Origin of the sequence: Bacillus sp. FSL R9-9492 (assembly GCF_038007365.1) — a bacterium.
Lineage (GTDB): Bacteria > Bacillota > Bacilli > Bacillales > Bacillaceae_G > Bacillus_A > Bacillus_A mycoides.
In genome coordinates this window covers 4,725,478-4,741,471 of record NZ_JBBOXC010000001.1, presented here as the reverse complement: position 1 = coordinate 4,741,471, position 15,994 = coordinate 4,725,478, and the positions used below count along the sequence as shown (strand labels likewise).

The 15,994-nt window shown below is 35.2% G+C and carries 19 protein-coding genes and 3 pseudogenes; 15 read left to right on the top strand and 7 right to left on the bottom strand.

Annotation, left to right across the window (positions count from 1 at the left end; genetic code table 11):
• Nucleotides 1–55 precede the first annotated feature (55 nt).
• From MKY70_RS24360 to MKY70_RS24340, 5 genes are all read left to right on the top strand, one after another.
• Complete coding sequence (locus MKY70_RS24360) at nucleotides 56–604, top strand: GNAT family N-acetyltransferase (RefSeq protein ID WP_002034364.1); 549 nt, start codon at nucleotides 56–58, stop codon at nucleotides 602–604.
• A complete protein-coding gene (locus MKY70_RS24355) occupies nucleotides 601–1,092 on the top strand; it encodes a GNAT family N-acetyltransferase (RefSeq protein WP_088032262.1) in 492 nt (163 codons plus the stop codon). The genes MKY70_RS24360 and MKY70_RS24355 overlap by 4 nt, the downstream gene beginning before the upstream one ends.
• Nucleotides 1,093–1,169: 77 nt before the next feature.
• A complete protein-coding gene (locus MKY70_RS24350) occupies nucleotides 1,170–1,574 on the top strand; it encodes a PH domain-containing protein (protein WP_060750643.1) in 405 nt (134 codons plus the stop codon).
• A complete protein-coding gene (locus MKY70_RS24345) occupies nucleotides 1,571–1,753 on the top strand; it encodes a hypothetical protein (protein ID WP_088032263.1) in 183 nt (60 codons plus the stop codon). The genes MKY70_RS24350 and MKY70_RS24345 overlap by 4 nt, the downstream gene beginning before the upstream one ends.
• Nucleotides 1,754–1,769: 16 nt before the next feature.
• The gene (locus tag MKY70_RS24340; RefSeq protein WP_088032264.1) at nucleotides 1,770–2,204 is read left to right on the top strand and encodes a hypothetical protein; all 435 of its coding nucleotides are present in this window, start codon (nucleotides 1,770–1,772) and stop codon (nucleotides 2,202–2,204) included.
• A 37-nt stretch (nucleotides 2,205–2,241) separates the two neighbouring features.
• Here the strand turns inward: MKY70_RS24340 and MKY70_RS24335 are convergent, their stop codons facing one another.
• On the bottom strand, nucleotides 2,242–3,357 hold the full coding sequence (locus MKY70_RS24335) for an aminopeptidase (protein WP_061689098.1): 1,116 nt from the start codon (nucleotides 3,355–3,357) through the stop codon (nucleotides 2,242–2,244).
• Nucleotides 3,358–3,544: 187 nt separating this feature from the next.
• On the opposite strand from MKY70_RS24335, the gene MKY70_RS24330 reads away from it, so the two are divergent.
• From MKY70_RS24330 to ccpA, 5 genes and pseudogenes are all read left to right on the top strand, one after another.
• A complete protein-coding gene (locus tag MKY70_RS24330) occupies nucleotides 3,545–4,054 on the top strand; it encodes a DUF948 domain-containing protein (RefSeq protein ID WP_088032316.1) in 510 nt (169 codons plus the stop codon).
• Nucleotides 4,055–4,056: 2 nt separating this feature from the next.
• The gene (ytxJ, locus tag MKY70_RS24325) at nucleotides 4,057–4,383 is read left to right on the top strand and encodes a bacillithiol system redox-active protein YtxJ (protein WP_033728252.1); all 327 of its coding nucleotides are present in this window, start codon (nucleotides 4,057–4,059) and stop codon (nucleotides 4,381–4,383) included.
• Nucleotides 4,384–4,496: 113 nt separating this feature from the next.
• Nucleotides 4,497–5,513, top strand: coding sequence for a CamS family sex pheromone protein (locus MKY70_RS24320; RefSeq protein ID WP_002015611.1), 1,017 nt, complete (start codon nucleotides 4,497–4,499; stop codon nucleotides 5,511–5,513).
• 172 nt (nucleotides 5,514–5,685) lie between these two features.
• Nucleotides 5,686–6,150: pseudogene (locus tag MKY70_RS24315) on the top strand (N-acetylneuraminate synthase family protein); the annotation flags it as partial.
• Nucleotides 6,151–6,426: 276 nt separating this feature from the next.
• The gene (gene ccpA / locus MKY70_RS24310; RefSeq protein ID WP_088032268.1) at nucleotides 6,427–7,425 is read left to right on the top strand and encodes a catabolite control protein A; all 999 of its coding nucleotides are present in this window, start codon (nucleotides 6,427–6,429) and stop codon (nucleotides 7,423–7,425) included.
• Nucleotides 7,426–7,459: 34 nt separating this feature from the next.
• Here the strand turns inward: ccpA and MKY70_RS24305 are convergent, their stop codons facing one another.
• Nucleotides 7,460–7,822 carry a DUF4288 domain-containing protein gene (locus MKY70_RS24305; protein ID WP_088032270.1) on the bottom strand — a complete coding sequence of 121 codons (363 nt, stop codon included), beginning with the start codon at nucleotides 7,820–7,822 and terminating at the stop codon, nucleotides 7,460–7,462.
• A gap of 15 nt (nucleotides 7,823–7,837) precedes the next feature.
• A pseudogene (locus MKY70_RS24300) lies at nucleotides 7,838–7,945 on the bottom strand (DUF3949 domain-containing protein); the annotation flags it as partial.
• A 111-nt stretch (nucleotides 7,946–8,056) separates the two neighbouring features.
• On the opposite strand from MKY70_RS24300, the gene MKY70_RS24295 reads away from it, so the two are divergent.
• The gene (locus tag MKY70_RS24295) at nucleotides 8,057–8,329 is read left to right on the top strand and encodes a DUF3917 domain-containing protein (RefSeq protein ID WP_000636592.1); all 273 of its coding nucleotides are present in this window, start codon (nucleotides 8,057–8,059) and stop codon (nucleotides 8,327–8,329) included.
• 49 nt (nucleotides 8,330–8,378) lie between these two features.
• Here the strand turns inward: MKY70_RS24295 and mscL are convergent, their stop codons facing one another.
• From mscL to MKY70_RS24280, 3 genes are all read right to left on the bottom strand, one after another.
• A complete protein-coding gene (gene mscL / locus MKY70_RS24290) occupies nucleotides 8,379–8,780 on the bottom strand; it encodes a large-conductance mechanosensitive channel protein MscL (protein WP_002015591.1) in 402 nt (133 codons plus the stop codon).
• A gap of 128 nt (nucleotides 8,781–8,908) precedes the next feature.
• Nucleotides 8,909–9,835 carry a Gfo/Idh/MocA family protein gene (locus MKY70_RS24285; protein ID WP_088032272.1) on the bottom strand — a complete coding sequence of 309 codons (927 nt, stop codon included), beginning with the start codon at nucleotides 9,833–9,835 and terminating at the stop codon, nucleotides 8,909–8,911.
• Nucleotides 9,836–9,914: 79 nt separating this feature from the next.
• Nucleotides 9,915–10,595, bottom strand: a complete 681-nt coding sequence (locus MKY70_RS24280; protein WP_088032274.1) for an ankyrin repeat domain-containing protein — start codon at nucleotides 10,593–10,595, stop codon at nucleotides 9,915–9,917.
• A gap of 171 nt (nucleotides 10,596–10,766) precedes the next feature.
• Here MKY70_RS24280 and MKY70_RS24275 point away from each other — a divergent pair, with 171 nt between their 5' ends.
• From MKY70_RS24275 to MKY70_RS24265, 3 genes and pseudogenes are all read left to right on the top strand, one after another.
• Complete coding sequence (locus MKY70_RS24275; RefSeq protein WP_088032276.1) at nucleotides 10,767–12,221, top strand: sensor histidine kinase; 1,455 nt, start codon at nucleotides 10,767–10,769, stop codon at nucleotides 12,219–12,221.
• A 1-nt stretch (nucleotide 12,222) separates the two neighbouring features.
• Nucleotides 12,223–12,919 (top strand): annotated as a pseudogene (locus tag MKY70_RS24270) (response regulator transcription factor).
• A gap of 145 nt (nucleotides 12,920–13,064) precedes the next feature.
• Complete coding sequence (locus tag MKY70_RS24265) at nucleotides 13,065–13,352, top strand: hypothetical protein (RefSeq protein WP_088032280.1); 288 nt, start codon at nucleotides 13,065–13,067, stop codon at nucleotides 13,350–13,352.
• Nucleotides 13,353–13,770: 418 nt separating this feature from the next.
• On the opposite strand, the gene MKY70_RS24260 is transcribed toward MKY70_RS24265, so the two are convergent.
• A complete protein-coding gene (locus MKY70_RS24260; RefSeq protein WP_088032282.1) occupies nucleotides 13,771–14,385 on the bottom strand; it encodes a TetR/AcrR family transcriptional regulator in 615 nt (204 codons plus the stop codon).
• A 205-nt stretch (nucleotides 14,386–14,590) separates the two neighbouring features.
• Between MKY70_RS24260 and MKY70_RS24255 the strand changes: the two genes are divergently transcribed.
• Nucleotides 14,591–15,775 (top strand): YhgE/Pip domain-containing protein, encoded by a 1,185-nt coding sequence (locus tag MKY70_RS24255; protein ID WP_341025889.1) that lies wholly within the window; start codon nucleotides 14,591–14,593, stop codon nucleotides 15,773–15,775.
• Nucleotides 15,776–15,994 lie beyond the last annotated feature (219 nt).

Genomic DNA, 15,994 nt, shown 5'->3' with positions numbered 1-15,994 from the left:
TTTTGTATCTGTAAGTGTTAGAATAATAAGAAAAATAAAAAGGGGCTAAAAAAACATGTTCACACTCCGAGTAGATGACGAAATCGAATTACAACTATTAGAAAAACATCATAAAGAGGGACTATATGAATTAATAGATCAAAATCGTAATCATTTAAGAAGATGGCTTCCGTGGGTAGATGGGACGAAATCAGCTGATGCGTATAATGAGATTTTTCCGATGTGGTTAAAGAAATTTGCAGAGGGAGATGGGTTTGAGGCTGGTATACGCTATAAAGGAAAGCTCGTTGGGATGGTAGGTATTCATCCGGTGAGCTGGGGTAAGAAAGCTACGAGTCTTGGATATTATCTTGCAGAAGATGCTGGCGCGAAAGGTATTATGACGCGAAGTGTGAAGACTGTGCTTCATTATGCATTTGATAATTTAAAGCTGAATAAAATTGAAATTCGTTGCGGTGTTGAAAATGCGAAAAGCCGTGCGATTCCAGAACGTTTAGGTTTTAAATTAGATGGTATTTTAAGAGATGAAGAATGGATATATGATCATTTCCAAGATATCGCTGTGTATAGTTTACTAGCTTCAGAATGGAAGAAGATTCGATGAACGAGAAGTTACGCATTATTCCGTATGAAAGTACGTTTCAAGATGAAGTAGTAGATCTTATCGTTCATATTCAGCAAAAAGAGTACAATGTCCCTATTACGAAAGAAGAGCAGCCGGACTTACTAGAAATAGAAACGTTCTATCAAAGGGACAACGGAAATTTTTGGGTAGCAACTTATGATGGGAAAGTAGTTGGAACCGTAGCTTTATTAGATATTGGAAAGCATCAAGTAGCGCTAAGAAAAATGTTCGTGAAGAAAGAGTTCCGCGGAAAAGAATGGGGCGCATCATATACGCTACTTCAAACGGCAATTTCTTGGGCGAAAGAAAAGAACTTGAAAGACATTTATTTAGGAACAACAGTGAAATTTTTAGCAGCGCATCGCTTTTATGAAAAGAATAATTTCCAAAGTGTGAGTATAGACGAGTTGCCAAAAAGTTTTCCAGTGTTACAGGTGGATAAGAAATTCTATAGATATATTGTTTAAGAAGGTCATGTAGAAATGGTCTTTTTTTATGAACTAAAATGGAAAAAGTGGTATAATTTGGGGTAGGGGGTGCGTGTATGAACATTCCGATTCAAAGAAGTAAATCGGTAGTAATTTTCGTTTGTCTCACGTTAGCTTTTATGTTTGTATATCCACTTGTCATGATTCTCACAAATAAAGAGCAGTGGATGTCAGCGTTAATTGGAATGGGTTTATGTTTCCTTGTAAATGTACCACTCGTTTGGGAAGTATTTATTAAAAAGCATAAAGTAGAAAATGGTGTATTAAAGTACGGCATTTTAAATGACGATATCGTATTAAAAGAGATAAGAATCATTCGTCAAGTGGGAAAATCTCTTGAAATTACGACGAATGCATACAAAGTACATATGGTTGCGATGCCGCAAGATATGAATGAATTTTTGGCGCTTATCGAGAAAGTGAACCCAAATGTGAAAATAGAAATGGTAGGTAAGAAATGAAATATGTAAAACCTTTATTCTGTTTAGAAATTTTGTTTGTGCTTGTTGGTTGCACTAGAGTATATATTAAATGGGATCTGCCCTTATATGTTCCAATATTAATAGGTACTATTGCAGTGGCGCCTTTATATTATTTTCATTTCCAGCAAACAAAAAGCGAGAAAAGTAGCTCTATGTAGTACAGGAGGGTTAGAAATGAAAAAAATCTGTATGTTGTTTTTGCTTCTGATAACAGCATCATTTCTTGTAATAGGGTGTAGTACGAAGAAGGAAAAGGCAGATATGAACTTAGAAAAGGCACAAAAGGTTGAGATTGAATCACTTACTGATTCAAGTGAGAAAAAAGTAATTACTGATAAGAAAGAAATTGAAAAGCTGTTTGAAGTTATGAAAATGGATAAGTGGGAAATGCAGTCGGTTCCTTTAGATACTCCGCAAGGGAAAACATTTAAAATGTACCAAGCGGATACAAAAAAATTATCGGAGTCGAGTAAAGATAAAAAAGAATTACATGAAATTGGTACTATGACAGTATATAAAGATGTTCCGTATGTCGAAGTTGAAATGAAAAATAAGAAAATGAGTTTTAAAGTGCCAGAAGATGTGGCGAAAGATTTATTACAATATTAATAAAAAGACGCTCGGAGAAAATTCCGAGCGTTTTTCATTATTTTAAGTTCTCTGGGTTTAAAGCTTCTAGTTCAGTTACAACGAAGCGTCCGTCTTTACGGATTAATACGTCGTCGAAGTAAATTTCACCGCCGCCGTATTCAGGGCGCTGAATGCATACTAAATCCCAGTGTATGTTTGAGTTGTTGCCGTTCCATGCATCTTCGTAAGCTTGTCCAGGAGTGAAGTGGAAGCTGCCATCGATTTTTTCATCGAATAGAATGTCTCCCATTGGATGTAAGATGTATGGGTTTACGCCGATTGCGAACTCACCAACGTAGCGTGCGCCTTCGTCTGTATCGAAGATTTTGTTAATGCGCTCTGAATCGTTTGCAGTTGCGTCAACGATTTGGCCATTCTCAAATTTAAGTTGTACATTTTCAAATGTATAGCCGTTGTAAGGTGATGGTGTGTTATAAGAAACTGTACCGTTAACAGAATCGCGAACTGGTGCAGAGTATACTTCACCATCTGGAATGTTTAAATGACCCGAGCATTTAATAGCTGGAATGTCTTTAATAGAGAATGTTAAGTCAGTTCCAGGGCCAGTTAAGCGAACCTTATCTGTTTTATTCATTAATGTAACAAGGCTATCCATCGCCTTATCCATTTTACCGTAGTCTAAGTTACAAACTTCGAAGTAGAAGTCTTCGAAAGCTTCTGTGCTCATTTTAGCAAGCTGCGCCATAGAAGCATTTGGGTAGCGAAGAACAACCCAGCGTGTTTTCGGAACACGGATGTCTCTATGAACTTTTTTGCCAACTGTTTGGCCGTGAACTTTCATACGTTCACTTGGAACGTCAGCTTGTTCGTTAATATTATCGCCAGAGCGAAGGCCAATGTAAGCATCCATATCTTTCATTACACTAGCTTCATATGCAGCGATTTGTTCGAAATGTTCTTCAGTAGCACCCATTAATAAAGAGCGATCTACTTGATGATCTTTTAAAGAAACGAATGGGAAACCACCAGCTGCATATGCTTCTTTTACAAGTGCAGTTACAAGTTCTTTTTGTAAGCCAAAGTTTTCAATTAATACTTTTTCGCCTTTTTGTAAACGAATAGAGTAGTTAATTAAATTGTATGCTAACTTTTCAATGCGTGGATCTTTCATATGTAAAGCCTCCCTACTAATTATGTATCCTCTCCTATTGTAACCTACTTAGTGGAATTTGTTGAATCATTTATGTTAAAGTTAACGAATAAGTATGAAAATTCTAATGAAAAGATAGGGATTAGAATGAAACGGAAAATGATTGTATAATGGGAGAAAGTATGAAAAAGATAAAGGAAGTGATGAAATGCAAGTTCTTCTATATGTAAGTGCGGCTATTATCGCGGTTGCTTTCGCAGTATTAGTAGTGTATGTATGCAGAACGTTGTTATCGGTTCAGAAGACGTTAGAAAACGTTGCGAGCACGTTAGAAGGTTTAGAAAAGCAAATGCAAGGAATAAGCGTAGAGACGGAGCAATTATTACATAAGACAAATGCGTTAGCTGATGATATTCAACAGAAGTCACAGTCGCTAAATAAAGTAGTAGAAGGTGTGGATGGAATCGGAACGACGATTCACTCTTTAAATACGAAGCTTCGCAATGTATCAGAGTCTGTTACGGACGAAATTGAAAATAATGCAGATAAAGTAGCACAAGTTGTACAGTGGAGCAGCGCAGCAATTGAAGTATATAATCATTACCGTACTACGAGACAAGAGAAAAAGATTGAAAAAGAAGAGCGTAAACTTGAGAGAGCTGAGCAGAAGGCTGAAAAGAGAGAGAAGCGCTCTAGACTTCGCATGAGAGGTGAGTAATAATGAGCATGATGAAGATTGAAACAATTGAAGAATTTGAAGCGTTAGTAGAAAAGAACGAGCCTTACGTTCTTTTTAAACATAGTACGACATGCCCAATTAGTCACGGTGCATATACAGAGTTTCAAGCATATTGCGGTGAAGAAAGAGAAGTGCCAGCATATTACTTATACGTACAAGAGGCGAGAGATGTTTCGAACCATGTTGCAGAGCAGTACAGCATTAAGCATGAATCTCCGCAAGTGTTATACATAAAAGATGGAATGGTAGTATGGCATACATCGCATTGGAATATTAAAAAAGAAGCTTTAGAAGAGAATGTAAAATAGGGAGAGGCAAGCGAAGGGCTTGCTTCTTTTTTATTTTGTTGCAATATATTTAGTGGTACACTAGAGATACTTTAAAACTAAGTAAATTGACTTTTGAAAGTGGGTTTTAAGCAATGAAGAAAATGGCATTATGCATCGCAAGCTTAAGTTTATTACTGGGGGCTTGCAGCAATAATACTATTGAGAAGAAGGATGAAGTTGTACAGAAAGATACGAAAGAAAAAAGTATGATTCCAAGAACTGCTGTTTCTAAGGATTACTATAGAACTGTTATTCCTTTAAAAGAACAAAAGGTAATTAATACAGTTAATGTTAAAACTAATTCTAAACTAGATTTAGCAGAATATGAAAATGGTTTAATGGATATTGCTTCAAAACAATTCGATACAGAAAATTACGTATTACAATTAAATCAATATATTCCAGAGAAAACAATTGATGAATTAGTTACGAAACAAGAAGTACCAGTTTTGACTAATATTATAGAACAGGACTACTTCGGCAAACAAAATTCAAATGAACTAAGCTTATCTGGTGTTGTTATTGGTTTATCTATGTCTTCAAGCGTATCTAATGAGGAAGCTATTTCTAAAGGTACTGAAGTCGCTAAGGGGCTTATAGAAGCTATTAATAAAAATGATAAATATAACAAATCTCCAATTACATTTGCTATATTCAAGCAAGAAAGTACAAGTTCTTTAAAGAATGGTACTTATATTTCAAGCGCTACTGTTCAAAAGAACGAGACTAATCTTGGAAATTGGGATACTATTGATGAAAAGTCGTATTCGTATCCTTCTCAAGAATTTGGGGGGGCACATGGAGAAGATAATGATAAGCTAAAGAAATTTTCTGAAGCAATGAAGGCATTTTCTCCAGGAGATTATATCCCTGTTAATGCTAAGATTTCTTATAAGCAAAATAAGATGGATAAATTAAAGATGGATATTGTCGTTAAATATAACGGTAAGTCAGAATTAATGGCACTCTCTCAAACGGCTGCTCAAAGTATGTTAGAACAATTTCCTAAAGATGCTAAAGTTCAATTACAAATAAAGTCCGAGAATAAAATCGAGGCTGTTATTATAAAAGAGAAGAACAGCGATAAACCGTTTGTTTCTTTCCTATAATAAAAAAAGACAGTTTTTAAGCTGAGGCTACTGAAAAAGTGAATACTTCGAGAAAAACATTTCGAATTTCCTAAAGATGTTGAAAGAAGAAAGGAGGTCATTACCTGTACATAGTAGGGAATGACCTCTTTTTTCTTATGAAATAGACTCTTTCAGTGCCTTCTTTAAAGTGTCAGATTATGTTGATGTTATTCAAATTGGCGCTCGCAATATGCAAAACTTTGAACTGTTAAAGGCAGCTAGTGCTGTAAATAAACCAATAGTATTAAAGCGTGGTTTATCAGCAACAATTGAAGAATTTATTAATGCAGCAGAATATAGTATGGCAGAGGGGAATGGTAATATCATTTTATGTGAGCGTGGTATTCGCACATATGAAACAGCAACGCGTAATACGCTTGATATTTCCGCTGTGCCAATTTAAAAGAAAGAAACACATTTACCTGTTGTTGTCGATGTAACGCATTCTACAGGGCGATGTGGCCTTCTATTACCGTTTGCAAATGGGGCTTTTGCTATTATGGCTGAAGTACATCCAGACCCAGCAGTTGCATTATCAGATGAAGCGCAGCAAATGGACATTCCAGAATTGAATGAGTTTATGAAAGAATTAAAAGCATTCGGAAGTAAATTATAAAAAGATTTCTTAGTCTATGTAGCCCTTGTTACATAGCTTTTTTACAAAAATTGACCTTTTTTGCATAAAAAATACGAAAATACGAGAAAAGAAGCGAATTTTTTCGAAACTTTTGCGGGAAAATATTGTATGACCCTGCGTTTTTATCGTATCATTAGTAAAAGGAAGAACTCGGGACGATTGTTGGCATCTGCAAATAGAGTTGATGTCTTTTTTTCATTCAAGTGAACCGATACATAAAAATAGATAACATAAATAGAAGGAGTGTGCGAAGAGATGAACGTAACAATCTATGATGTAGCGCGTGAAGCAAATGTTTCAATGGCTACCGTATCACGTGTTGTGAACGGTAACCCAAACGTAAAGCCTACAACAAGAAAGAAAGTATTAGAAGCAATTGATCTTTTAGGATACCGCCCGAATGCGGTAGCACGTGGACTAGCAAGTAAGAAGACAACTACAGTGGGTGTTATTATTCCTGATATCTCAAATACGTTTTATGCAGAACTTGCTCGTGGAATTGAAGATATCGCAACAATGTACAAATATAACATCATTTTAAGTAACTCTGACCAGAACAAAGAGAAAGAGTTCCACTTATTAAATACGATGCTTGGGAAACAAGTGGACGGGATTGTTTTCATGGGTGAAGATATTACAGATATTCACGTTGAAGAGTTCAAAAAATCTCCAGTACCAATTGTATTAGCAGCGTCATTTGATGAACAAAATGAAACGTCATCAGTAAATATTGATTATACACAAGCAGCTTACGATGCAATGAAGCATTTTATTGAGCAAGGACATAAACGTATCGGTTTCGTCTCTGGTCCTTTCATTAATAAAGCAGGAAGCGCGAAGAAGTTACAAGGTTATAAAAAAGCTTTAGAAGAAGCAGGTATTTCATATGATGAAAATCTTATAATTGATGGAGATTACACATATGATTCAGGTATAGAAGCGTTTGAAAGACTTTGGGGCATGGATGAAAAACCAACAGCAATCTTCGTATCTTCTGATGAAATGGCACTAGGTGTAATCCACGCAGCACAAGACGCGGGATTAAACGTACCAACTGATATCGAAGTGCTTGGTTTTGACAACACACGTCTTGCATTAATGGTTCGTCCGCAACTTTCGACAGTTGTACAACCAATGTATGATATCGGTGCAGTAGCAATGCGTCTACTAACGAAATATATGAACAAAGAAAAAGTAGAAGATCACTCAGTTATTTTACCTCACCGTATCCAATTTAGAGATTCAACGAAGTAAGAATAAGAGGGCTCACAGCGATAGCTGTGAGCTTTTATTCATATTCAGGATAATGGTGTTTAACTACTGTATCTACACTTTCAGTTTTCTTAACATGTAAAAAGCGTGCATATAATTCTTTTCCTGTCTCAAATGGTGTGTCATCTAATTCGAAAACATGCAACACTTTTCTAAACGTCCATGTTACTTGCTCACCGTACATATTATCGTACGTATCTTCAGACTGTAGAGCTATCTTTTCACCTAGCTTGTGAGCTTCCTCTAAACTGTTCGCCTTAACGAGAATGATACTTTCTTCAAAAAGTGTATCGTGATTCTCTTCATAATGTTCATCAATTTTACTAGGATTAGGCTCACCTGAATGGACAGATTCAAATAATAATTTTACAGCATACACATGAGATCAGTCTCCTTATGCTGAATGTTTTACTTTATAAACAATACTCGCGATAAGTGAAGCGGGTATTGTAAATACGTTACTTTGATAATGATAATGTATTTGGGATTCTTCATAAGACATTCGCTACAGTTGGGGTTATTCCTTGTTATATGTCACACAAGTGCAAATTTAACTATTATAGGGCAATGTCATGTATAATAGAAAGAAAAGGCTTGTGAGGGGGGAGAAGAGATGATCGTTCTTTGGATAATTACGCTTTGCATGACCGCTATTTTTGCATATATGACGTTAAAACAAAATGGCTTAAAGCGATTTGTTCCAGGAAGTATTCTTGCAGGAATCGCCCTTATCACGTATGTAATTTCTATTTTTATTGAAAGTGTATCAGTGGACATGAGCACAAGTTTAATGTTTATGGGTATTACATTATTTGCAGGTAGTATTATGGTACTTATGGTTGCTGGTATTATTTTATTTATTCATATGAATTCAGAAACGTTATAGCATATAGAAAAGGCATGTCCCGAGGGGGCATGCCTTTTTATCCGTTCAATTATGCTCTATCTTTAGAAGAGTTTTGTTGTTTTAGTAAGTCGCGAATTTCGCCAAGAATTTCTTCTTCTTTTGTTGGTTCTGGAAGTTCTTCTTTCTTTTCTTCTTCTTCTCTTTTAGATGTTAGTTTGTTGAAAACTTTAACAAACATAAAGATAGCAGCTGCAATAATTAAGAAATCAAAAATAGTTTGGATGAAGTTACCATACATAATAGATGATTTACCGAATGTAAGTTTTAAATCTGTAAAGTTAACGCCGCCCAGTACCATACCAAGTAATGGTGTGATGATATCTTTTACTAAAGAACTAACGATTTTACCGAATGCAGCACCGATTACAACCCCGACAGCTAAATCGATTACATTCCCTTTGAATGCGAATTTTTTAAACTCGTTCCACATGTGTCAATCCCATCCTTTCCACGATTCATTATGAAATTTATAATTCCTATCAACATATTCTATAGAAATTTGGAAGAGAAATAAAGAGGAAATGGGAATGAAAGTAAATTCTGAAAAATGTATCCGTTTTAATTTTTAGTTGCATTCTCCAGTAGAGATTGCAACAGTTGCTGCGTTTTTAATCCTTCTAATCCATCTACAGCAGGTTTTGTATCTCCGTGAACACATTCGATAAAATGATGAACAGCATCTTCAAAACCGCGCTGTTTTAACGTCGTATCCCATGATGGTGAACCGCTTTGCGAAACGGAGTTTTCTTGTTCAATTTCAAATGTATTCATATTTTTTACGCGAATAATTTTCCCTGTCGTTACAAGTTCAATTTGTTCTAAGTTTGTACCTGCATGGCGATGCATCGCGGTAGAAAGTAACAGTCCACTTGCAGTTGTATATGTATGATGTCCGTAAAGAAGTTCATTCTTTTCATTAATTTGCATCATATTATGAACGACGTTAAGATCATCATTAGCTAACCAGCGAGCAGTATCTACAATATGTAAGTAATCATCTAACATAGTAAAGTCGTACGTATATGGCCCGACTTTATTTGTGCGGTGTTTTTCAATTCGAACCCATGAAATATCATGAGCTTGCTCTTTTGCAGCAACATACATAGGAACGAATCGGCGATTAAATCCGACCATTAACTTTCGGTTATGCTTTTCGCTCAACTCGACTAGTTGCTCAGCTTGTTCCACTGTAGCTGCTAGCGGTTTATCAACATAAACGTCAATTTCTTTTTTTAGAAGTTCAGAAACGATTTCATAATGTGTAGCAGTTGAACTGTGAACGAAGATTGCATCACATTCCGAAGCTAACGTTTCAATAGAATGGAAGTCTTGAATGCGGTATTGCTGGCAAACTTGTTTCCTTTTCTCTGCGTTAGGTGTAAACGCCCCTACAAAATTCCAATTTGTTTCTTTTGTAAGTGTTGGGAGATAGGCTTTTTGCGCAATACTTCCAAGTCCAATCATCCCAATTTTAGGTTTGTTCATGTTTATTCCCACCCTATTAATATTAATGTAACGGGTTAAATGTAGCATAGGGTGGGGGAGGAAGGCAAAAATTAGCTTTTTACTTACGCCCTTCTAACAAAATCTTCTCTATCTCTTCAAAGTTATGAGCGCGAGCATGCTCTAACGGGGTAACACCATCGTTGTCTGGAATATTTACATCTGCACCGTGCTCAATAAGAAGCTGAATGACTTGTTGCTGTGTTTCGTTTCCATTACTTAGTACGATGGCTTCCATTAAAGCGGTCCACCCGAGATTATTTACATGGTTAACATCAATAGTTGTTCGCGTAAGAAGTTCTTTAATAACATCAATATAGCCATGTTCTGAGGCGGGGATAAGAGCTGTTCCGCCGTAACGATTTGTAAGCGATGGATCTGCACCGGCATCAATCGTTAGTTTTAAAATATCAAAGTAACCTTCTGCACCGGCGTATAGAAAGGGATTGTTTTTCATATCGTCTTGGATATTTACGTCAGCCCCTGCTTCAATAAGCGCTTTTGCAGTTTTTACATCATTTTTGTATGTAGAAATCATAAGAGGGGTACGTCCTTTACTGTCCGTTATATTTATGTCAGCCCCTTTTTTGAGTAACGATATAACAGTATTCGTTTCTTGTTTCTCAGTAGCTGCTAGTAGCGCTGTCTCCATGTTTGTCATCTCCTTTTTAACTTCTTGTTCTTGTGAGCATCCTTGTAAAAAAATTACGCAACATATCATGCTTAATGTTTTTTTGAACATGGAATTTCAACCTCCTTTTGTAAGCAATTCGGTATCCTAATTTAAACTGTAAAATAGGAACATTAAATTTTTATAAACTGGTGCTAAAATTACTATAAAATCGCTTGAGTATTTGAACATATATTTTTATGCTTATGAGTAATAAGGATAGATAAAGTGAGGATTTTAATTATGTCTATTAAAACAAGATTTTTATTTTCTTATATCGCTGTTATTCTCGTTTCCATTACGCTCATATTAGTCGCGGGATTTTTAATTGTTTTTTCCATAACAGGAGACTTGGAATCAGTGAAAAATTTCTATAAAAGTTCCTATATTCAAAAGCCGCTTACGCCAGAAGAAGAGAATACGTATATTGAATTGAAATTAGCGGCAAAGAAAAATCAATCACAGCTATTAGATGAATCGTTCGTTTCATCACTTGAACAAGAAGGTGTGAAAATAGTTGTAAGAAAGGGAGAAACCATTTCTTATGCTACAAAAATATTTGAAAGTGTATCTTTAAAAGAAGCTCTTCCGAAATTTGAATCAGCAAATATTAATAGTCGTGGTACAACGGAACTAGGCGATACATTTTATCGATATGTAAAATTTGATTTTTATTTTCCAGAGAATGAAGAAGGGAGTATATTTGTACTAAAAAAGCAAAGTTCGTTCGTAGATCTTACACAAAAATTATTTCCAATTTTGTTCGTATCGCTCTTACTTTTAGCCATTTTACTCATTGGACTATTAAGTTATTTCGTCTCAAGAAGTGTGATAAAACCAATCTTTGTATTGAAAGATGCAACTGAGAGAATTAAAGAAGGAAATTTAGATTTTCAAATTCCAGTTACATCGCACGATGAGGTAGGGCAATTAAATCAAGGGTTTGAGGAAATGAGGAAGAAGTTAAAAGAGTCGATTGAAGTACAAACGCAGTATGAAGAAAATCGAAAAGAGCTCATTTCAAACATCTCCCATGATTTGAAAACACCGATTACATCTATTATCGGATATGTGGAAGGAATAAAAGATGGGGTAGCAAATACCCCAGAAAAAATGGATAAGTATTTAACAACGATTCATACGAAAGCAAAACATATGGATACACTCATTGATGAACTATTTTTATTTTCGAAGCTCGATTTAAATCGAGTTCCATTCCAGTTTGAAACGGTTGAATTAAATATGTTTATGCAAGAATTAATAGAAGAGATGCAGATGGATTTAAGTAAAGAAGGTATAGAAATTAACTTACAATTACATGCATCACCACTATATGTAACGGCTGATTGCGAAAAGATAAATAGAGTGATATCAAATTTAATTCATAATAGTGTGAAATACATGGATAAAGAAGAAAAGAAAATTACTGTAACAGTATCGAGTGATAACGATAAAGTTATTGTGAAAGTGATGGACAATGGATCAGGTATAGAATCTGATACGCTACCGTATATATTTGAGCGTTTTTATCGTGCGGAACAATCACGAAACTCTAGTACAGGTGGAAGTGGACTTGGTTTAGCGATAGCGAAACAAATTGTTGAAGAACATGGCGGGGACATTTGGGCGGAAAGCGAGCTTGGGGAAGGCACAAGCATTTTCTTCTCATTGGAAAAAGTACAGGAATGTGGTGAGTAAATTGAAAAGAATCTTACTAATAGAAGATGAAATAAGTATTGCAGAATTACAGCGAGATTATTTAGAAATTAGTGATTTTCAAGTTGATGTAGAGCATTCAGGAGAAGTAGGTTTACAAATGGCCCTGCACGAAGATTATGACTTAATTATTTTAGATATTATGCTTCCGAAGATGAACGGATTTGAAATTTGTAAACAAATACGTGCTATAAAAGACATTCCTATTTTGCTTGTTTCAGCAAAGAAGGAGGATATAGATAAAATTCGCGGACTCGGATTAGGTGCAGATGATTATATAACGAAACCATTTAGTCCAAGTGAATTAGTTGCAAGAGTAAAAGCACATATTTCTCGTTATGAAAGATTATCAGGAAATATGGTTAAGAAACGTGATACATTATACATTATACATTCACGGGATTTCTATCGATCAGCGAGCGAGGAAAGTTTTTATCAATAATGAAGAAGTTTCGTTTACAACGAAGGAATTTGATTTATTAACATTTTTTGTGATGCATCCAAACCAAGTGTTAAATAAAGAACAGTTATTTGAACGCATTTGGGGATTAGACTCAGCTGGCGATTTAGCAACGGTTGTTGTTCATATTAGAAAGTTACGTGAAAAAGTTGAAAGAGACCCTGCCCACCCGCAATATATTGAAACAGTGTGGGGAGCTGGTTATCGCTTTAATGTGTAGTGAACCTGTCGAGTGATTGACAGGTTTTTTTATGCGTAATGGTGTAGTTCACTTGTTATTTGAATAAAAAGGTAAAAATAGGTAATTCGTGTTAGGATATAAGGAGAAATAAAACGTAGGATAGTTTGAGAGGGCGTGCTAGATTTTGGGGGAGAAATTGCAAAATAATAAATCAAACAAGGCTTTAAGGATTGGAACTAATATCGTAATTATTTTATTAATTATTGGTGCAATACAAATATTTTATGATGAAGATTATAAAAATGATCATTATGGTTGGTTATTTTTGATAGTGTGTTGGATAGTTAGAAGTGTTTTTAATATTACGATAAGTTTAAAAGAAGGAGATAAAAAGTCAGTATTACTGGATTTAGGTTTAGTGCTTTTTTCCTTTTACCTTATATTTGTATATAGTACGAAATATTTCTTCTGACAAAAAGCTCATAGTCTTATAGAGACTTTGAGCTTTTTGTCAGTAAATTTGCTTGTGAATTAATATGTTATTTTAGATTTTTACAATAATAGGCCCAGTACCAGCGTTGCTGTAACCAGGGGCAAAGTAAATATTTTAAACAGTAGAGTTCTGGCTTTCAGAACTCTTTTTACATGCTAAAATCTTCTTAAGATTTTTCAAAAAAGAAACTTCCTTATGGTAGTAGAGGGCACCATATATACATTGATATCACTGAGTTGTTTACTACGAGTAGAATATTTTATTTCTTTGTAAGGTGCTCTTTATCGAGCGATCCATTGGCGAAAATTTGAAGAAACACAGAAGTAAAAAACTTCGTGTTTCTTCTTTAATATATTTATTAGAAACCGCTTTGCACTTCCCGTCACAGTTGCTCCTTCTAGCCCTCATTAAACAAAGTAAAACCCACTGCACACAAGGGTCCTTTAGTCATAAGCTTCACTAATTGTTTTGCAGTATATTTCGGTGAATATTTCATGTCATTTTGAAGCCACCAAATTGCCATCCCAACAACACAGGAAGTGATGAAATGGAATACCATATCCTTTGGAATATCTAAGTCATGGTCTTCAATTTTAAGCTCAATGAAATTTTGTTCAAGATTATCCATAATAGTCTGCTGCATTTTTAGGTTAAAATCATGAATGCCATGAGAGCCAAGCATGCTTTTATAAAAGTCTGCATGTTTTAATATACACTCAAATATGGATTGTAAAATCCCCTCGAATTCCGAAAAATCTATTTGCTGTCCCTGCACATGAGTATATAGGACCATCTTACTTGTCAATTCTCCTAGTACATTTTCACTAAGCTTTGTTAACAAATCTTGTTTATCCCTGTAATGTGAGTAAAATGTCGCCCGATTAATGAGTGCCTCATCTGTGATGTCTTGAATGGTAATAGCATCGTATCCTTTTTCCGCTATCAGTTTAATAAAAGCATCATATATAAATTTCTTTGTCCGAATAATCCGCAGATCCGCTTTTTTCAACACCTTATACCTCCCTGTTCGTTATTGTCATTATAAACAACAGATTTCATTCTTTTGTTTTTTATCGTACATTCATGCCTTAACTGTAAATTGAATTGTTTAGTAAAAACGATATAATTACAATATAAACAACATGTATTTATTATAAACTACACTTTGTTTGTTATCTATCATTTTGTTAAATAAATACTAGGAGGAATAATTTTAAATGCTTACAATAAAGCAATTTTTCAAACAAAAGATGGTTCTAGGTGGCTTGTTAGGCATTATGGTTGCTGTTACCATCGCTAGTTTTGCTTTTATGGGATCAACTGTTAATCCTGTACCTAAAGACTTACCGATAGCTATAGTAATACAGGATACAGGTGTGAACTTACCAGGACAAGGAAGTGTAAATTTAGGAGATGAAATAAAAAAGCAAATTCTGCAAAATAAGCAAAGCCAAATTAAATGGACGTTCTTACAAACACAAGAAGATGTATTGCAAGGGATGAAGGATAAGAAGTATTACGCTGCCATTATGTTTCCACCAGAAATGTCCCAGCAACTTATATCGCTGACCACACCGAAAGGAGAACAACCTGAGGTGCAAGTCTTGGTGAATCAAGGAATGAACTATACTGCCGCAACGGTTTCGAGCCAAATGATTGATAAGTTCATTGGAGGGATAAACGAAAATATCCGTAATACCTTATTTAATCAGATTTCACAAAGCAATATGACAGTAACAACTGAACAGGCAAAGTTATTAGCCAACCCATTTCTTATTAAAACGGAGTTAATTCATCCAGTTCAAACACATACAGGTAATGGAAATATTCCTATTATGCTGACACAAATCTTATGGATTACTACTCTTATCAGTTCTTTAGTCTTATTTATAGCTGTCCAAAAGTTTACAAACGGACGCGTTACAGGAAAGTCAGTTTTATCACAGGTCCTTGCAGGTTCTGTTTTCATGACAGTAATTGCAAGTTTAACCCTTTTCATTGCTCATACTATACTCGATGTATATATACCGAACGCAGGAGAAATTTTCTTATTGTTACTTTTCTTTGGTTTCATGTTCTTCCTTCTGCAAAGTGCAGTACTCAACTGGATTGGGCGTGTCGGGGTACCAATATTAATGGTAGTCTTCTTCTTTTCCATGCCAGTTTTATCACTGGCACACGAATTTCTTCCTGATGTGACAAAACATTGGTTGTATTCTTGGACTCCTTTTAAGTACAGTGTAGAAGCATTTCGTAGCAGCTTCTTCTTTGGAGGGTACAGAGTGGGATCATATGTTCAGACGATGGGGCTTCTTGGACTTGTATCTTTTATCATTATGGTATTGGCTGTATTCAAAGGGAAAGATAAACAAAAAGGTTCTTTATCTACTGAGTCAGTGTAGAGAGAGTAGATCTAAAGCTAAAGAGATACAAGGAATTTCCCTTGTATCTCTTTGGCTTTCATGAGCTCGGCTTTATTCAGCATCATTAAAAAGGAAATGGAATATCACAAAATTCCATTTATCGGATCATATATTAGAGAAAACTTGAGGAAACGAGCCTTAGAAACCTCACAATTTATTAATCCATTATATTTTATATAAATGATATGACGGACTAGA